This window comes from Nitrosomonas sp. Nm132, from assembly GCF_900100485.1.
Lineage (GTDB): Bacteria > Pseudomonadota > Gammaproteobacteria > Burkholderiales > Nitrosomonadaceae > Nitrosomonas.
Genome location: NZ_FNDH01000003.1, coordinates 85,689 through 100,488 on the forward strand (window position 1 = coordinate 85,689; position 14,800 = coordinate 100,488).

The following is a 14,800-nucleotide window of genomic DNA, read 5'->3' on the forward strand; positions in this document are numbered from 1 at the left end:
ATTCCTTCCCAGCGTCAACTGAGAAACTGGAATCTCATTGCTTTCAGTTAGAAAGCATTACTGACGGCGCCAGGTTGTACCCTGCGCGCCATCTTCCAGAATAATGCCTGCGTCCAAAAGCTGTTTACGAATATTGTCAGCCTGAACAAAATTTCGCTTTCTTCGCGCTTCCAAACGCTGCTGAATCATTCGTTCGATATCTTCTTGCGAAAACAGGCTTTTTTCCGTTGAGAAATCATATTGTAGATATTTTTGTGGATTTTGCTGCAACAACCCCAATATCCCGCCCAATGTTTTAAGCAGTGTTGCATGCTGGAAACTACTTGTTCTATTAATCTCCCCTGCGAGATCAAACAGGACAGCGATGACTTCAGGAGTATTGAAATCGTCATTCATCGCAGCCATAAAACGTTTAGCATAAGGATCATCCCAGCTTATTTCAGTAGTGACTGGCACGTCATACTCTTTTAACGCGATATAAAGCCGATCAAGTGCATTCTTGGCATCGTTCAGATGTTCATCTGAGTAATTCAACGGACTACGATAATGTGCACGCAAAATAAAAAAACGCACGACTTCTGGTTGATAGCGTGTCAGAACTTCCCGTACTGTGAAAAAATTTCCCAATGATTTCGACATCTTCTCGTTATCAACACGCACAAAGCCATTATGCATCCAATAATTAACATAAGGATGATCATGTGCGCCCTCGCTTTGTGCTATTTCATTCTCGTGATGAGGAAATTGCAGATCCTGGCCACCACCATGAATGTCAAAATGCTCACCCAGATAATGCTCACTCATTGCTGAACATTCAATATGCCAACCCGGGCGCCCCTTTCCCCATGGGGAATCCCAGCAGGGCTCATCTGGTTTAGTCGCTTTCCATAGAACAAAATCCAATGGATCTTTTTTATTGAGATCGATCTCCACCCGCTCGCCCGCACGCAGATCTTCCAGTGATTTCCCAGAAAGCTTTCCATAATCAGGGAATTGGTGGACAGCATAAAATACATCCCCATTATCTGCGGCGTATGCAAATCCCTTTTGAATAAGGATACGAATCATGGTGATCATACTTTCAACACATTGTGTTGCACGCGGTTCGTGCGTAGGTTGCGCAACACCCAGCATTGCCGCATCTACATGCATGGCCTCGATAAAACGTTTGGTCAGGGTATCGATTGATTCACCATTTTCATGAGCACGCTTAATGATTTTGTCATCAATATCCGTGATATTACGCACATAAGTCACTTTAAAGCCAATCACTTTTAGCCAGCGCACAACCGTATCAAAGACTACCATAACACGCGCATGGCCCAGATGACAGAAATCATACACGGTCATACCGCACACATACATTTTGACTTCACCAGGTATTAAAGGAATAAAATTCTGTTTTTTTCGAGTCAGGGTGTTATAAATTTTAAGCATCACAGCGAATGAATAATTGTGAGAGAAACGATCTTCTTGGTAAAATTCGCGAATCACAGAATTTTATATTTAATAAAAAGATAAAACTCCATCTTACCTCATAGCAAAACCGTGGGATTGTAACATAAGGAAGAGATTACTTTCTGACGCGGCGCATGCACTTACTGAACAGGAATTACCATGACCCGATTTCTCTCCGTCTTCTTACTGATGATCAGCACTACTCTTTTTGCTGCTCAGCCAGAAATCAGAATCAATACCAGTCTTGGCTCGATCACTTTGGAACTCTATGCTGATAAAGCACCTAAAACAGTAGAGAATTTCTTAAGTTACGTAAATGAAGGTTTTTATAATGGAACCATATTTCATCGTGTTATCGCAAACTTCATGATCCAAGGAGGAGGATTCGATCAGTCGCTCATCCAGAAACCAACTAAACAGCCTATCGAGAATGAGGCTGCTAATGGCCTAAGAAATGAGATTGGTACAATCGCCATGGCAAGAACCGGTGATCCACACTCTGCAACAGCACAATTCTTTATCAACGTTGCGAATAATTCATTTCTCAATCACACTGCCCAGACTATACAGGGCTATGGCTATACGGTGTTTGGCAAAGTAACCAAAGGCATGGATGTCGTCAATAAAATAGCAGCAACACCCACTGGACCGAAGGGAATTTTTGCTAGCGACGTTCCCAAAAATATGATAGTAATTGAATCAATCGAGCTTCTCGCAACCCCATCTGATCATTAACTTAGGAATAAATATGATAAAGCTGCATACAAATTATGGCATCATCGCGATAGAGCTGGATAATGACAAAGCGCCTGTTACTGCACAAAATTTTCTAAATTATGTTAATAACGGACATTATAACAACACTTTGTTTCATCGCGTCATAGACGGATTTATGATCCAAGGTGGTGGCTATGAGCTGGGCATGAGGCAAAAAAAGACACTGGCTCCTATCAAGAATGAAGCTGCCAATGGTCTCAAGAATGATGCCTATACCATTGCCATGGCAAGAACATCCGATGTTGATTCAGCGACTTCACAGTTCTTTATTAATGTTAGCGATAATAATTTTCTCAACTATACAGCGCCTACCTCTCAAGGGTTTGGCTACTGCGTTTTTGGTAAGGTAGTAGAAGGAAAAGATGTAGTTGATAAGATCAAGAAGGTAAAAACTGGGGATCATGCTGGGCACCAGAATGTTCCGTTAGAAGATGTGGTGATCACAAAAACTGAGATCTGCTAAAGCAATCAAATTACGACGATAATCCCCGTGCCAGATCTGCTTTAATGTCTTGCGGGGATTCTAGACCTACTGCGATACGCAATAAACCATCACTAATCCCCGCAGCATCACGCGCTTCTTGACTGATTCGACCATGAGTCGTAGTAGCTGGATGAGTAATCGTGCTCTTTGCATCCCCAAGATTTGCTGTGATTGAAATTAATCTTGTACCATCTATCACACGCCAAGCCACTTCTTTTCCACCTTTTACTTCAAAAGTGACGATACCTCCACCGGTTCTTTGTTGGCGCTTAGCAAGCTCATACTGCGGATGCGATGTTAAACCCGGATAAAAAACACGCGAAACACCCGGCTGCACTTCCAGCCAACGTGCGATCTCCATGGCATGCGCAGAGTGGGCATCCATCCTGATTTTAAGGGTCTCCAGTCCTTTCAGGATAACCCAGGCATTGAATGCACTCAATGTAGGGCCTGCTGTCCGCAAAAAACCGAAAATACCTCCGTCCATCAGTAAATCACGTTTACCCAATACTGCCCCACCGAGCACTCGCCCTTGTCCATCTAAATACTTGGTTGCAGAGTGGATCACTAGATCAGCGCCCAATTCTAAAGGTTTCTGCAATATAGGCGTGCAAAAGCAATTATCTACCACCAACCATGCATTTGCTCCCTTTGCAATTGCTGCTAGAGCCGGAATATCAGAAATCTCAGTCAGTGGATTAGAAGGCGTTTCTAAAAATAGAAGTTTTGTATTATTCCTGACTGCAGAATGCCATTCATTAATATCCGTAGCAGATACAAAAGTCGTTTCAATATTGAACCGATTGAGAATATTCGTAAAGAGACTAACCGTTGTACCGAATAAACTACGCGAGGCAATAATATGATCTCCCGCTGAGAGTAATCCCAGCACACAGGCAAGTATAGCTGACATCCCCGAAGAAGTTGCCACACACGCTTCCGCGCCCTCCAGCACGGCAAGTCGCTCTTGCATGGCCGTGACCGTGGGATTTGTAAAACGAGAGTAAATATTTCCAGGGTCCTTACCTGAAAACCGTGCAGCTGCCTGGGCGGCACTCTCAAAGACAAAGCTTGAGGTAAGATACATTGCCTCAGAATGTTCATTGAATTGACTGCGATGAATACCCGTATGAAGCGCTAACGTTTCTGGCTCTAAATCATCCGACATATTGACTTTCCTCTAAATTAAGTCTGCTTACCTGTTACCGAAAACTGACAGTATTCCTCTTGATCAAACTGGTCTTGTCTTCTATTGATCTGCCAATACCAGACCCAAATCAAGTTGAGTGCTATGTCTACTAGATCGCGATATTTTTATACCCGAATTACGCTGCGTTTCAATTCTGGCCAGATATTCCTGAGTGACATCCTTGGTTATATAATTCCCATCAAAGCAGGAAGTTTCAAAATTCTTTACTTGTAAGTCAACCGATGATATTGCATTCTTGAGAGATTCGAGATCCTGGTAAACAAGACCATCTGCTCCGATCTCATGACAAATCTCGTCATCACCCCGATCAGTTGCAATCAACTCCTGGCGAGTTGGCATATCAATCCCATAAACATTAGGAAAGCGAACGGGGGGTGCTGCAGATGCAAAATATATCTTATGTGCGCCTGCTTCTTGCGCCATTTGCACGATTTCTCGGCTGGTCGTTCCTCTAACGATCGAATCATCTACCAGTAATACATTCTTACCACGAAATTCTACACTGATTGCATTGAGCTTCTGTCGTACCGATCTGCGCCGATGCTGCTGACCTGGCATAATAAAAGTTCTACCAATGTAACGATTCTTAACAAATCCTTCACGAAAATTAATACCGAGATGATTAGCCAATTGTAAAGCACTTGGGCGACTTGACTCTGGAATAGGAATCACAACGTCAATATCAAGATGCTGCATCGTTTTATTTATTTTATCAGCTAGACTACTCCCCATATTGAGCCGAGTTTCATATACGGAGATACCATCCATAATTGAATCTGGACGTGCCAGATAAACATACTCAAAAATACATGGATTGAGACTAGGGCTGATTGAACACTGCTTGCTATAAAAATTGCCTTTATCATCGATAAAAATTGCTTCACCTGGCGCAACATCACGAATCAATTTGAATCCCAGTGTATCAAGTGCCACACTTTCCGATGCCACCATATACTCAGTTCCATGATCTGTTTCTACTGCTCCAAAAACTAAAGGACGAATTCCATAAGGATCCCGAAAAGCTAGTAAACCATAACCTGCAATCATTGCTATCACTGAATAGGCGCCCTGACAACGGCGATGTACTCCAGAAACTGCAGTAAAAATTGTTGCAGGATCCAACTGATAACTCGTTGTGCACTCCTGCAATTCATGCGCCAACACATTCAATAATACTTCTGAATCAGAATGAGTATTGACATGACGCCGATCAGACTGAAATAACTCTTTGTTAAGCTCATCAGCATTAGTCAAATTGCCGTTATGCCCCAATACAATCCCAAATGGAGAATTGACATAGAATGGCTGGGCTTCGGCTGGCGATTCTGCGGAACCAGCCGTAGGATAGCGCACATGACCTATCCCCATATTACCCAGCAGAGCGCGCATATTACGGGTGCGGAAAACATCCCTTACCATGCCCAACCCTTTATGCATATGGAAAGTATTTTCCTGAGCGGTAACAATGCCAGCCGCATCCTGTCCACGATGCTGCAACATTAATAATCCATCATAAAGCAACTGGCTGGCTGGCGATTGAGCAACTACACCGAGAATCCCACACATAATTACCCCCGGAATAAGCTTAGGTTACAGAGAAAATAAGTAAACTCTTGCATAATAAGTCTGGAAGGCTCAAATAGATACTATTTTATTTCTATATGACTAGTGGATTTAGCTAATCAATCTCAGGAATACGTCTTGATCATCGACTAAAACTAATATGCTCTTTGAGATCCTGTGGCAACCAGGGAATAGCTTGTGTCGCCATCATTTCTAGTGGTTCCCTCAATAAGGCCTGCTGCCAGAAAGATTGTTGCGGCAAACTGGTAAAACCAGCAGTCAATATCATAAATAGAACAATTAACAATCCACGTGAAAAACCAAATACAGCACCTAGAGCCCTATCAATAAGACCGAGGCCAACGCTTCTGACCAATTTAGACAACAGCATTGACCCCACCATAACTACTACTAAAGCCACAAAAAAAGTCATCACAAACACAATCAACATACGTAATGACTCATCCTCAATGGTTTGCGGTAATAACGGCTCAAAATTTACCGCATAGTGACTTGCCACAAAGAAAGCAATGATCCAACCAAGCAGCGATACTACTTCACGTACGACACCACGGGTGATACTAAGAAGGACAGAAACAAAAACTATACCTAGAACAATATAATCAAAAATAGTCATTACCGTCACTTAGAAATAAGATGAGTATGAATAGGCTCAAATTATCTACTTGTCACAACACCACTCAATCCTATTTTCTTTAGTTGCTCATACCCTTCTTCCGCTGCCTTCCGTGTTGGAAAAGGACCAACACGCACGCGGACCATTTCATTATTGCCTACTTTTATGGTCTCAATGTAAGCATTAACGCCGCTAGCTGCAAGATTTTGTTGTTGTTGCTTTGCTTTAGTCGCATCAGCAAATGCGCCCAACTGGATTACAAACGCTCCTTCAGCTTTTGGAGAACCCATTTTTGCAGAATCGCCTTTCGGAGAATCAGTTCTAGTAACTTGAGTTGTAGGTTTGGTATATTGGGGTTTGGAAGAAGGTATGGGGATACGTGAAGTACTATACAATTCAGCCGATTCCTCATCTGTCTGTGAAAACTCTGGCGTACTGAATGGCAATGGCTCTTCTGATCTCGTATTTGCATTGATATCATGATCAAGTGATTCGCCAGGCATCATCCAAGGAGAGGATTCACTTGCCAAATCCTCAGACGGAATAAGAATATCAACTTCTTGCTGCTCCTGTTTAGGTTCACTGTCAAGAATCATTGGTAAAAATACAACCGATAAGATGACTAATGTAACAGCCCCCACTACACGTCTTCGCGCACGTTTCCTCAGCAGTGCTTCTTCTTCACTAATATTTCTGACCATTTGAGTTACCTTTTGATCATTTATAACTTAGTTCCTCTATAATACCGCTAATACAGCACTTACTGTATAAAACGAACCAAAAACGCATATTCTATCATTTTCAGTAGCATGCTCACGAGCAAATACATAAGCTGTCATGGCATTTGGAAAAGCATGAATCTTATCCTCATTTGTTATTCCGATTTTTTTTAATGCCTGAATAATTTCATCAGATGAAGCACCACGAGCTATATCAGTACTTGCTACCAACCATGTGTCCACATACTTTTTCAAAGCCTGCACAACAGAAGCAATATCCTTGTCCTTCAACATTCCAATAACCCCATAAGTATACTGATGAAAGCCTAAAGCGCCAAGATTATCAGCCAGTACCCGTGCAGCCGCAGGATTATGCGCTACATCTAGAATCGTTGCTGGTTTTCCTGGTAAAACCTGAAATCTACCTGGCAAGGATATTTCCAGCAGACCTCGCCGCACATCACTTGCAGTAACTGGCAGTTTGTCTCTGAGCACACCCAATGCAGTTAAACAGATACTGGCATTTTTTAATTGATAAATTCCACGTAAGGCAGGATGGGGTAAGGAAGAATAGCCACCTACTGGTCCCTTATAATCCCACTGAATATTGTCAACTTTATAATTAAAATCATCACCAATACAAAAAAATTTTGCATCTATTGCATTGATCTGTTTACGTACGACTTCCGGAAGATTTGGCTCACCACAGATAGCAATCTTATTTTTCCTAAAAATACCTACCTTTTCAATTCCGATTTCTTCCCGTGTACTACCGAGATAATCCATATGATCTAAATCAATATTAGTCAGGATGGCACAGTCTGCATCAAACACATTGACAGCATCTAAACGCCCGCCTAATCCTACCTCTAAAATCGCGACATCCACTTTGGATTGAGTGAACAAATGCATTGCCGCCAAGGTCCCAAATTCAAAATAGGTCAAAGAGGTATCACAACGAAGCCTTGCTGATTCTATGACATCAAAAGCGTAACAAAGCTCCTCGTCTGAGACTGCTTTTTGTTCAATACGAACGCGCTCGTTATATTTCAGCAGATGAGGAGAGGTATAACATCCCACGCGATACCCAGCACAACTGAGAATTGATTCAAGCATGGCACAGGCTGAACCTTTTCCATTGGTACCTCCGACCGCAATAAGTGGAAATGTGGGAATAAGACCCACAGTGTCTTTCACCTGCCTTACCCGAACCAACCCCATATCAATGACTTTGGGATGAAGATGTTCAAGGTACAACAACCAATCAGTTAACGAAGTGGGTTTTGCGGTTTTTTCCGCCATCGAGATATCTCAACGAGGCTAAAGATTGTTGAATAGCTATAGGGTTATGCTATCCACCAATCAGATCTAACATTAATATAATTACGTATCAAATTTCTCTCTAATCAAGAGAGGGCATTACCGTTTGCTGAGATACGGAAACCGGTGTACGCATTAACAATGTACATAAATTAACTAACTTCTCACGCATCCCTCTACGATCGACAATTAAATCCACTGCACCATGCTCTAACAAAAATTCAGCTCTCTGAAAACCATTGGGAAGTGTCTGACGCACCGTTTGCTCAATTACACGCGGTCCTGCAAAACCAATTAACGCCCCCGGCTCGGCAATAACGATATCTCCAATAAAAGCAAAACTCGCTGATACACCACCCATGGTCGGATCAGTCAATATCGAAATAAAAGGTAATTTCTCTTTACTCAGTCGGGTAAGCGCCGCCGATGTTTTTGCCATCTGCATCAGGGAGAACAGTCCTTCCTGCATGCGCGCACCTCCACTCGCTGCAAAGCACACAAAAGGCAAATGCTGCTCGATACATACTTGTACAGCACGGACAAAGCGTTCACCTACGACAGATCCCATGGACCCCCCCATGAAACCAAACTCGAAAGCTGCCACAACCACTGGTATCGCCTTGATATTACCCTGCATGACTACCAGGGCATCATCTTCATTCGTACTCTGATTGGCTTGTGTCAATCGATCGGTATAACGCTTACTGTCTTTAAATTTGAGTGGATCTTGAGGCGCTACTTCCGCTCCGATTTCTTTACGCCCTTCCGGATCCAGTAATATATCAATTCGTTTTCTGGCAGAAATACGATTATGATAAGCGCACTTAGGACAAACATCTAAGTTTTTAACCAGATCGGTGCAATACAATACTGCCTCACAAGAAGCGCATTTACTCCATAATCCTCCTGGCACCGCCTTCTTTTCACCATTTTCTTTACGCTTGATTTTAGGGGGAATAATGCGTTGGAACCAGCTCATAGCTTTCTAACACTCATCATTTGAGATACTCGTATTATTAATTTCATCAAGCGCAGCACGCAGAGATCTCACTAAGTTACTAACATTATCCAACAAAGCAGAGCGAGTGGAATTTTCGATTTCTTCAATAATACGACTTCCCACAACCACTGCATCAGCCAGCTCCGCCACTGTCTTTGCTGCGGCTCTATCCCGGATCCCGAAACCCACTCCAATAGGAATAGAGATGCATGCACGCACCTCTGCCAGTTTATCGCGTACCTCACCTAAATCAAGATGTGAGGCTCCTGTGACACCTTTCAATGACACATAGTAAACAAAACCTTTTGCCAATTTCGCTACTTTCTCTACTCGAGCTTTAGGTGTGGTCGGCGACAATAAAAAAATAGGATCAATCTCTTGATCTTTGAGTTGCTGCACCCATTCCTCACATTCCTCCGGCGGATAATCAACAATTAAAATACCATCCACCCCGGCTTCCTTTGCCGCCACTGCAAAATTGCCACGTCCCATCGCCTCGACTGGATTAGCATAACCCATTAATACCACAGGAGTTGCCGTATTTGTTTTTCTAAATTCAGCTACCATCGCCAACACATCTTTTAAACCAACATGATGCTGCAACGCCCTTTCGGATGAACGCTGAATAGTCGGACCATCTGCCATAGGATCAGAAAATGGTACTCCTAGCTCAATAATATCAGCCCCTGCTTGCACCAGATCATGCATCAGCATAACTGTCATTACCGGTTCTGGATCACCCGCAGTAATAAATGGAATCAGTGCTTTTTTATTTTGGGCTTTGAATGCAGAGAAAGTCGATGCAATACGATTCATCTTCAAATAAGTATTATCTAGTGGACGCAAAGTTAGGATTGCTTTTGGATTCAGGAATAATTGTCATTGATGAATCTTTCTTAAAGAAAATTCAATTTAGAATACTATCCCGGACTGTTGTGCTACGGTAACCATATCCTTATCCCCCCGTCCCGACAGATTAACCAGCAGCAATTTGTCTTTGCCGAGAGAAGGAGCAAATTTAGCCGCATAAGCTAGAGCGTGGCTGGATTCAAGCGCCGGAATGATTCCTTCAAAACGACACAAGGCATGAAAGGCTGACAGAGCTTCATCATCCGTTATTGCCACATATTCGGCCCGACCACAATCTTTGAGCCATGAATGCTCAGGCCCCACACCAGGATAGTCCAGTCCGGCAGAAATAGAGTGCGTTTCGATAATCTGACCATTATCATCCTGAATCAGGTAAGTACGGTTACCATGCAAGACTCCCGGCCTGCCTGTCACCAAGGTGGCAGCATGTTGATGGGTATTGATTCCCTTACCCGCAGCTTCCACACCAATCATACGAACATTGTTATCCGCTATGTAAGGATAAAATAAACCAATAGCATTTGACCCACCTCCTACACAGGCAATCAATGCATCGGGCTGGCGTCCATACTCCTCTTCCATTTGTACTCTGGCTTCCCGTCCAATAACGGCTTGAAAATCCCGTACCATCATTGGATAGGGATGCGGACCGGCAACCGTTCCAATAATGTAATAGGTATTTTCAACGTTAGTCACCCAATCTCGCATCGCTTCATTTAGTGCATCCTTAAGTGTACGAGAACCAGATTCAACTGGTATCACCGTAGCACCAAGCAACTTCATTCGATAAACATTAGTTGCCTGACGCTTCACATCTTCCGAACCCATATAAACGACGCATTCCATGCCATAGCGCGCAGCAACGGTCGCACTTGCAACACCGTGCTGGCCCGCACCCGTTTCAGCAATCACTCGCGTTTTGCCCATGCGTTTTGCCAGTAATGCTTGCCCCACGGTATTGTTTATCTTATGAGCCCCTGTGTGATTCAGATCTTCTCGCTTAAGCAAGATCTGAGCACCACCAAGATGCGCTGACCAGCGCTTGGCATGATAAATTGGACTAGGTCGCCCGACGTAATGTTTGAGTTCATGATTAAATTCTGCCTGGAAATCGGCATCATCCCGAAAGTGCCGATACTGAGCAAGTAATTCATCAAGTGCTGCAATCAGTGTTTCTGCTACAAATGTTCCACCATATGGGCCAAAATGCCCTTGCTTGTCAGGAAGATCATAAATCTTCACAATTCTTGACTCCTTGCATAAAAGCAGAAATTTTGTTCACATCCTTAATACCCTTCGCGACTTCTACGCCACTGGATACATCCACGGCCCATGGCCGAACTTGTCTAATCGCATTTACCACATTATCAGGATTAAGCCCCCCTGAAAGCACAAGTGGCAGAGGAAAATCTGATGGAATCAAATTCCAGTCAAATACCTGACCGGTACCACCTGGCATCCCTGCCGCATAGGTATCTAATAGTAATCCTTTGGCATTTTGGTAAAGCTTTCCGTATTGTAACAAATCCATCCCCTCCCTGACACGCAAAGCTTTAATATATGGCAACATAAATTGGTCACAAAATTCGGGTGATTCCTCTCCATGAAACTGCAGCAGATTCACGCCAGCTATGGTGGAAGTTTCTTCTACCCATTCTGGAGAAGGATCAACATGAACGCCCACCGCACTCACAAAAGGTGGCAACCGCAATACTATCTCGCGTGCCTGAATGGGCGAAATAAAACGCGCACTCTGCGGCCAGAATACAAATCCAATTGCGTCCGCTCCATGCTGTACTGCTACCAATGCATCTTCAACTCGGGTTATACCACAAACCTTGACACGAACCGATACAAAATTCTTCTCCATCTTTTTTATATAATTACGTAAATTTACCCGCTGAGTTTCCTGCTCTCCTCTATCTCCCCACCTGACCGATTGGCGCCCAGCATAATAGTCGCAAATGGAGATGGATTAAAAGTGGGCAAATTCCATTTAGTATCATAAGTAATCCCTGCTAGATACAACCCGTGAGGAGAGAATGTCGGCGCAGCAAGTGTTCGATCATGACTTTGCAGTAACATCTGTATCCATACAGGAGAATATTTACCTTGACCAATATAAACTAAGCTACCAACAATATTACGTACCATGTGATGCAAGAAGCCATTAGCACGAAATTCAAAAATGAAAAGGTGGTCATATTGCGCAATCTCTAGCATGGTTAAATTTCGTACCGGATTCCTCGCTTGACACTCGGCTGTGCGGAAGGCACTAAAATCATGCTCACCCAACAACATGCCTGCTGCCTGTTGCATTTTTTCAAGATCCAATGGCTTATGAAACCACCCGACTTTTCTTTGATAGATCCCAGGACGGATGGGATGATTCAGCAAGCAATAAAGATAACGCCGCTCAATAGCACAAAAACGTGCATGAAACCCTTCACCAACTTCTGATGCCCACAATACGGCAATATCATCAGATAATAGCGCATTAGTCCCTCGCACCCATGCGCTCAAAGGCCGTCGCACGGTCGTTTCAAAATGAATCACTTGGTACAATGCATGAACGCCCGCATCTGTCCGACCTGCTGCAACGACTCCAACTCTATGACAAGCAATTTTGGATAATGCAGCCTCCAGCTCACTTTGAATCGAGATGCAGGCAGGTTGACTTTGCCAGCCATGATACCGCTCTCCGTTATATTCTAGAATTAAGGCTATTCTCACAAGAATATAACAACCAAAATGCTCATCTGTTTCCAGATATCGTAATCAGAGTGCTTTGAAATTTCAATAAATTACTATTTTAGATTTTCCAACATTGATCTTGCGACAACTTGTTGCTCTTCATCTCCCTCATGGATAACTTCCTCCAGGATCTCTTTGGCGCCTTCCCTATCATCCATCTCAAGATAAGCCTTCGCCAGATTAATTTTTACAGCAATCTCATTCCAGGGCGTACCTTCATCTTTGGCATGGACGACATCTTTATTTATCTTTTCAGGTTCGTCATCCAAGTCCAGTTTAATATCGGCAAAATTAAATTTAGTTAATTTTGCATCATCGCGTGGTGATAAAGATTCTACCTCATCCATCGCTGTCACTGATCCGGAAGACGCTTTTAAAGCGCCTGGAAAATCTATACTGAATGGTATATTTCTCTCCTCTAAAGAAACCTCCTTATCCGTTTGATCAGCTTCAAGATTCAAAGCAAATTCATGACTGGATATAGGCTCCCCTTTTGTTACCAGTATTTCGGACTCATTCGTATCTTGAGCGCGGTTTGCCGGGACAATCGATAAATCATTGTCAATATTTGCCATATCAAATTTGATTTCATGATTTGGCCCAGTAGAAATATCTTCCACCTGGTCAAATTCAATTTTGGCATGATCATGATCCGAATCGGCATTTCGATCATTGACAAAATATCTTTCATTTATGTTTTTGCCAAAAAAGAACCTAGAAGAAGATTCGGATAGATTACTTTTTGACTCTTCAGCACTCGATCTAGAATTTTCAAAAAATTTAGATACTGAATCTTTTTTCCCATCCTGCACATTATCCAAACCCTTCGCTGGCGCCGGTGTTAATTCTGCCATGCATGAGGCAGCCATATTGTCTTTCGTAACTGCTCCAGCATACTCAAAAGCATCATCCATATCGTCACTTCTCTCTCTTCTTCGGCGAAGAATGGATATACCCAGCCAACTCATGAGCAGAACCACAAGCAACCCTCCCACTAATTCCAAATTATCTGTAATAAAACCCATAATTTGATCAGGCAAAGCAATCTCTATCGCTTCGGAAGAAGTAGGTGGTTGAACTTGGTCCGCCGTCCGCTCTGGAATAACAGGCGGCGTCGGCATGATCTTCTCAGAGCGCTCAACATGATCTATTTCATGTATTGGCGCTGAATCTATTAAATCTCCGGAAGCTGCTTCAGCTGGCGGAAGCGGCGCTGACATTATCGCTGACTCCGCTTGCGCGACAGATTGCTCTGCCTGGATTTGAGCTTCCGTCATGCCTGTGCCCTTAATCTCGATCAGGCGCTGTAATCTTTCAATATTTTGTTCCAATAAAGTAACCCGTTCATTGGCCTCTTTCAGAGCACGATCTTTAGCGATGGTATCCTCCTCCATCATTTGTAGATAGTCTTGTGCAGCGTCGGCTTTTTCCCCATTAAGATTCCCAATAGCTTGAGCGCTTTCAAGCTGCTCACCTTTTGAAACGATCAATACTTCTTCAGGTGATTTATTTTTTACTGCAGGGCCTTCTTCCGCAAGAGCCGTGGATATCTTTCCTGCTGCAGATCGCCTCAATTCTGCCTTTGATGAGGAACCCATTGCCGCATCAGCCATTCTTTGTCGGTAAGCATGCCAGTCAGCAGCTTGCATCTTAATCTCACGATTTGCTTCTATTCGACCAATAGCAGAAATTTCATTTTGATCGGGAACACGCAGAACTACCCCGGCCTTCAGCAAATTCATATTTTTTTCGAAAAAAGCATCTCGATTTGCTTGATAAAGCGCAACCAGCATTTGATTAAGATCAACTCCCCGGGGCGTAATTTGCTTAGCGATTTTAATCAACGTATCGCCTCGCGCAACAGGACCATAAGCACTCATTCCCTGCTTATATGAAGTCACCCCACTACCCACTGATCTCTGATCGGTACTACTTTGTGGTTGGATAGCTTCACTCGATGCTAGGGTCGTCTGGGGCAGATCAGGCGTTCGCTGGATTATCGGTTTAG

14 protein-coding genes are annotated in these 14,800 nt (G+C 43.3%); 2 read left to right on the forward strand and 12 right to left on the reverse strand.

Annotated features, from left to right (window positions below; genetic code table 11):
- Positions 1–57 precede the first annotated feature (57 nt).
- Complete coding sequence (cysS, locus tag BLP80_RS02080; protein WP_090539784.1) at positions 58–1,437, reverse strand: cysteine--tRNA ligase; 1,380 nt, start codon at positions 1,435–1,437, stop codon at positions 58–60.
- 180 nt (positions 1,438–1,617) lie between these two features.
- Between cysS and BLP80_RS02085 the strand changes: the two genes are divergently transcribed.
- Positions 1,618–2,193 (forward strand): peptidylprolyl isomerase, encoded by a 576-nt coding sequence (locus BLP80_RS02085; RefSeq protein WP_090539672.1) that lies wholly within the window; start codon positions 1,618–1,620, stop codon positions 2,191–2,193.
- Positions 2,194–2,206: 13 nt separating this feature from the next.
- The gene (locus BLP80_RS02090; protein ID WP_090539674.1) at positions 2,207–2,698 is read left to right on the forward strand and encodes a peptidylprolyl isomerase; all 492 of its coding nucleotides are present in this window, start codon (positions 2,207–2,209) and stop codon (positions 2,696–2,698) included.
- A gap of 10 nt (positions 2,699–2,708) precedes the next feature.
- Here BLP80_RS02090 and BLP80_RS02095 read toward each other — a convergent pair whose 3' ends face one another.
- The 11 genes from BLP80_RS02095 to BLP80_RS02145 form a co-directional block, all read right to left on the reverse strand.
- Entirely contained in the window at positions 2,709–3,887 is a 1,179-nt protein-coding gene (locus BLP80_RS02095) for an O-succinylhomoserine sulfhydrylase (protein WP_090539676.1), read from the reverse strand.
- Positions 3,888–3,968: 81 nt separating this feature from the next.
- Positions 3,969–5,495, reverse strand: a complete 1,527-nt coding sequence (purF, locus tag BLP80_RS02100) for an amidophosphoribosyltransferase (protein WP_090539678.1) — start codon at positions 5,493–5,495, stop codon at positions 3,969–3,971.
- A 139-nt stretch (positions 5,496–5,634) separates the two neighbouring features.
- Positions 5,635–6,129 carry a CvpA family protein gene (locus BLP80_RS02105; protein ID WP_090539679.1) on the reverse strand — a complete coding sequence of 165 codons (495 nt, stop codon included), beginning with the start codon at positions 6,127–6,129 and terminating at the stop codon, positions 5,635–5,637.
- A 41-nt stretch (positions 6,130–6,170) separates the two neighbouring features.
- Positions 6,171–6,830 carry an SPOR domain-containing protein gene (locus BLP80_RS02110; protein ID WP_090539681.1) on the reverse strand — a complete coding sequence of 220 codons (660 nt, stop codon included), beginning with the start codon at positions 6,828–6,830 and terminating at the stop codon, positions 6,171–6,173.
- 36 nt (positions 6,831–6,866) lie between these two features.
- The gene (gene folC / locus BLP80_RS02115; protein ID WP_090539682.1) at positions 6,867–8,150 is read right to left on the reverse strand and encodes a bifunctional tetrahydrofolate synthase/dihydrofolate synthase; all 1,284 of its coding nucleotides are present in this window, start codon (positions 8,148–8,150) and stop codon (positions 6,867–6,869) included.
- Between the two features lie 100 nt (positions 8,151–8,250).
- Positions 8,251–9,147: an acetyl-CoA carboxylase, carboxyltransferase subunit beta gene (gene accD, locus BLP80_RS02120; RefSeq protein ID WP_090539684.1), complete on the reverse strand. Its 897-nt coding sequence runs from the start codon at positions 9,145–9,147 to the stop codon at positions 8,251–8,253.
- Between the two features lie 6 nt (positions 9,148–9,153).
- Positions 9,154–9,984, reverse strand: a complete 831-nt coding sequence (trpA, locus tag BLP80_RS02125) for a tryptophan synthase subunit alpha (protein ID WP_090539685.1) — start codon at positions 9,982–9,984, stop codon at positions 9,154–9,156.
- A 96-nt stretch (positions 9,985–10,080) separates the two neighbouring features.
- Positions 10,081–11,280 carry a tryptophan synthase subunit beta gene (gene trpB, locus BLP80_RS02130; RefSeq protein WP_090539687.1) on the reverse strand — a complete coding sequence of 400 codons (1,200 nt, stop codon included), beginning with the start codon at positions 11,278–11,280 and terminating at the stop codon, positions 10,081–10,083.
- On the reverse strand, positions 11,267–11,908 hold the full coding sequence (locus BLP80_RS02135; RefSeq protein ID WP_090539689.1) for a phosphoribosylanthranilate isomerase: 642 nt from the start codon (positions 11,906–11,908) through the stop codon (positions 11,267–11,269). Before BLP80_RS02135 ends, trpB begins: the two co-directional genes overlap by 14 nt.
- A gap of 23 nt (positions 11,909–11,931) precedes the next feature.
- Complete coding sequence (gene truA, locus BLP80_RS02140; protein WP_090539691.1) at positions 11,932–12,771, reverse strand: tRNA pseudouridine(38-40) synthase TruA; 840 nt, start codon at positions 12,769–12,771, stop codon at positions 11,932–11,934.
- Between the two features lie 74 nt (positions 12,772–12,845).
- Positions 12,846–14,672 carry a motility hub landmark protein FimV gene (locus BLP80_RS02145; RefSeq protein ID WP_176754234.1) on the reverse strand — a complete coding sequence of 609 codons (1,827 nt, stop codon included), beginning with the start codon at positions 14,670–14,672 and terminating at the stop codon, positions 12,846–12,848.
- Positions 14,673–14,800: the final 128 nt, after the last annotated feature.

What these genes read in the sequence shown, in the direction of transcription:
- trpA (WP_090539685.1), bottom strand. Translation starts at nt 9,984, where the DNA reads ATGAATCGTATTGCATCGACTTTCTCTGCATTCAAAGCCCAAAATAAA.
- BLP80_RS02095 (WP_090539676.1), bottom strand. Translation starts at nt 3,887, where the DNA reads ATGTCGGATGATTTAGAGCCAGAAACGTTAGCGCTTCATACGGGTATT.
- BLP80_RS02085 (WP_090539672.1), top strand. Translation starts at nt 1,618, where the DNA reads ATGACCCGATTTCTCTCCGTCTTCTTACTGATGATCAGCACTACTCTT.
- BLP80_RS02135 (WP_090539689.1), bottom strand. Translation starts at nt 11,908, where the DNA reads ATGGAGAAGAATTTTGTATCGGTTCGTGTCAAGGTTTGTGGTATAACC.
- BLP80_RS02105 (WP_090539679.1), bottom strand. Translation starts at nt 6,129, where the DNA reads ATGACTATTTTTGATTATATTGTTCTAGGTATAGTTTTTGTTTCTGTC.
- BLP80_RS02110 (WP_090539681.1), bottom strand. Translation starts at nt 6,830, where the DNA reads ATGGTCAGAAATATTAGTGAAGAAGAAGCACTGCTGAGGAAACGTGCG.
- folC (WP_090539682.1), bottom strand. Translation starts at nt 8,150, where the DNA reads ATGGCGGAAAAAACCGCAAAACCCACTTCGTTAACTGATTGGTTGTTG.
- cysS (WP_090539784.1), bottom strand. Translation starts at nt 1,437, where the DNA reads ATGCTTAAAATTTATAACACCCTGACTCGAAAAAAACAGAATTTTATT.
- purF (WP_090539678.1), bottom strand. Translation starts at nt 5,495, where the DNA reads ATGTGTGGGATTCTCGGTGTAGTTGCTCAATCGCCAGCCAGCCAGTTG.
- accD (WP_090539684.1), bottom strand. Translation starts at nt 9,147, where the DNA reads ATGAGCTGGTTCCAACGCATTATTCCCCCTAAAATCAAGCGTAAAGAA.
- BLP80_RS02145 (WP_176754234.1), bottom strand. Translation starts at nt 14,672, where the DNA reads ATGAGTGCTTATGGTCCTGTTGCGCGAGGCGATACGTTGATTAAAATC.
- BLP80_RS02090 (WP_090539674.1), top strand. Translation starts at nt 2,207, where the DNA reads ATGATAAAGCTGCATACAAATTATGGCATCATCGCGATAGAGCTGGAT.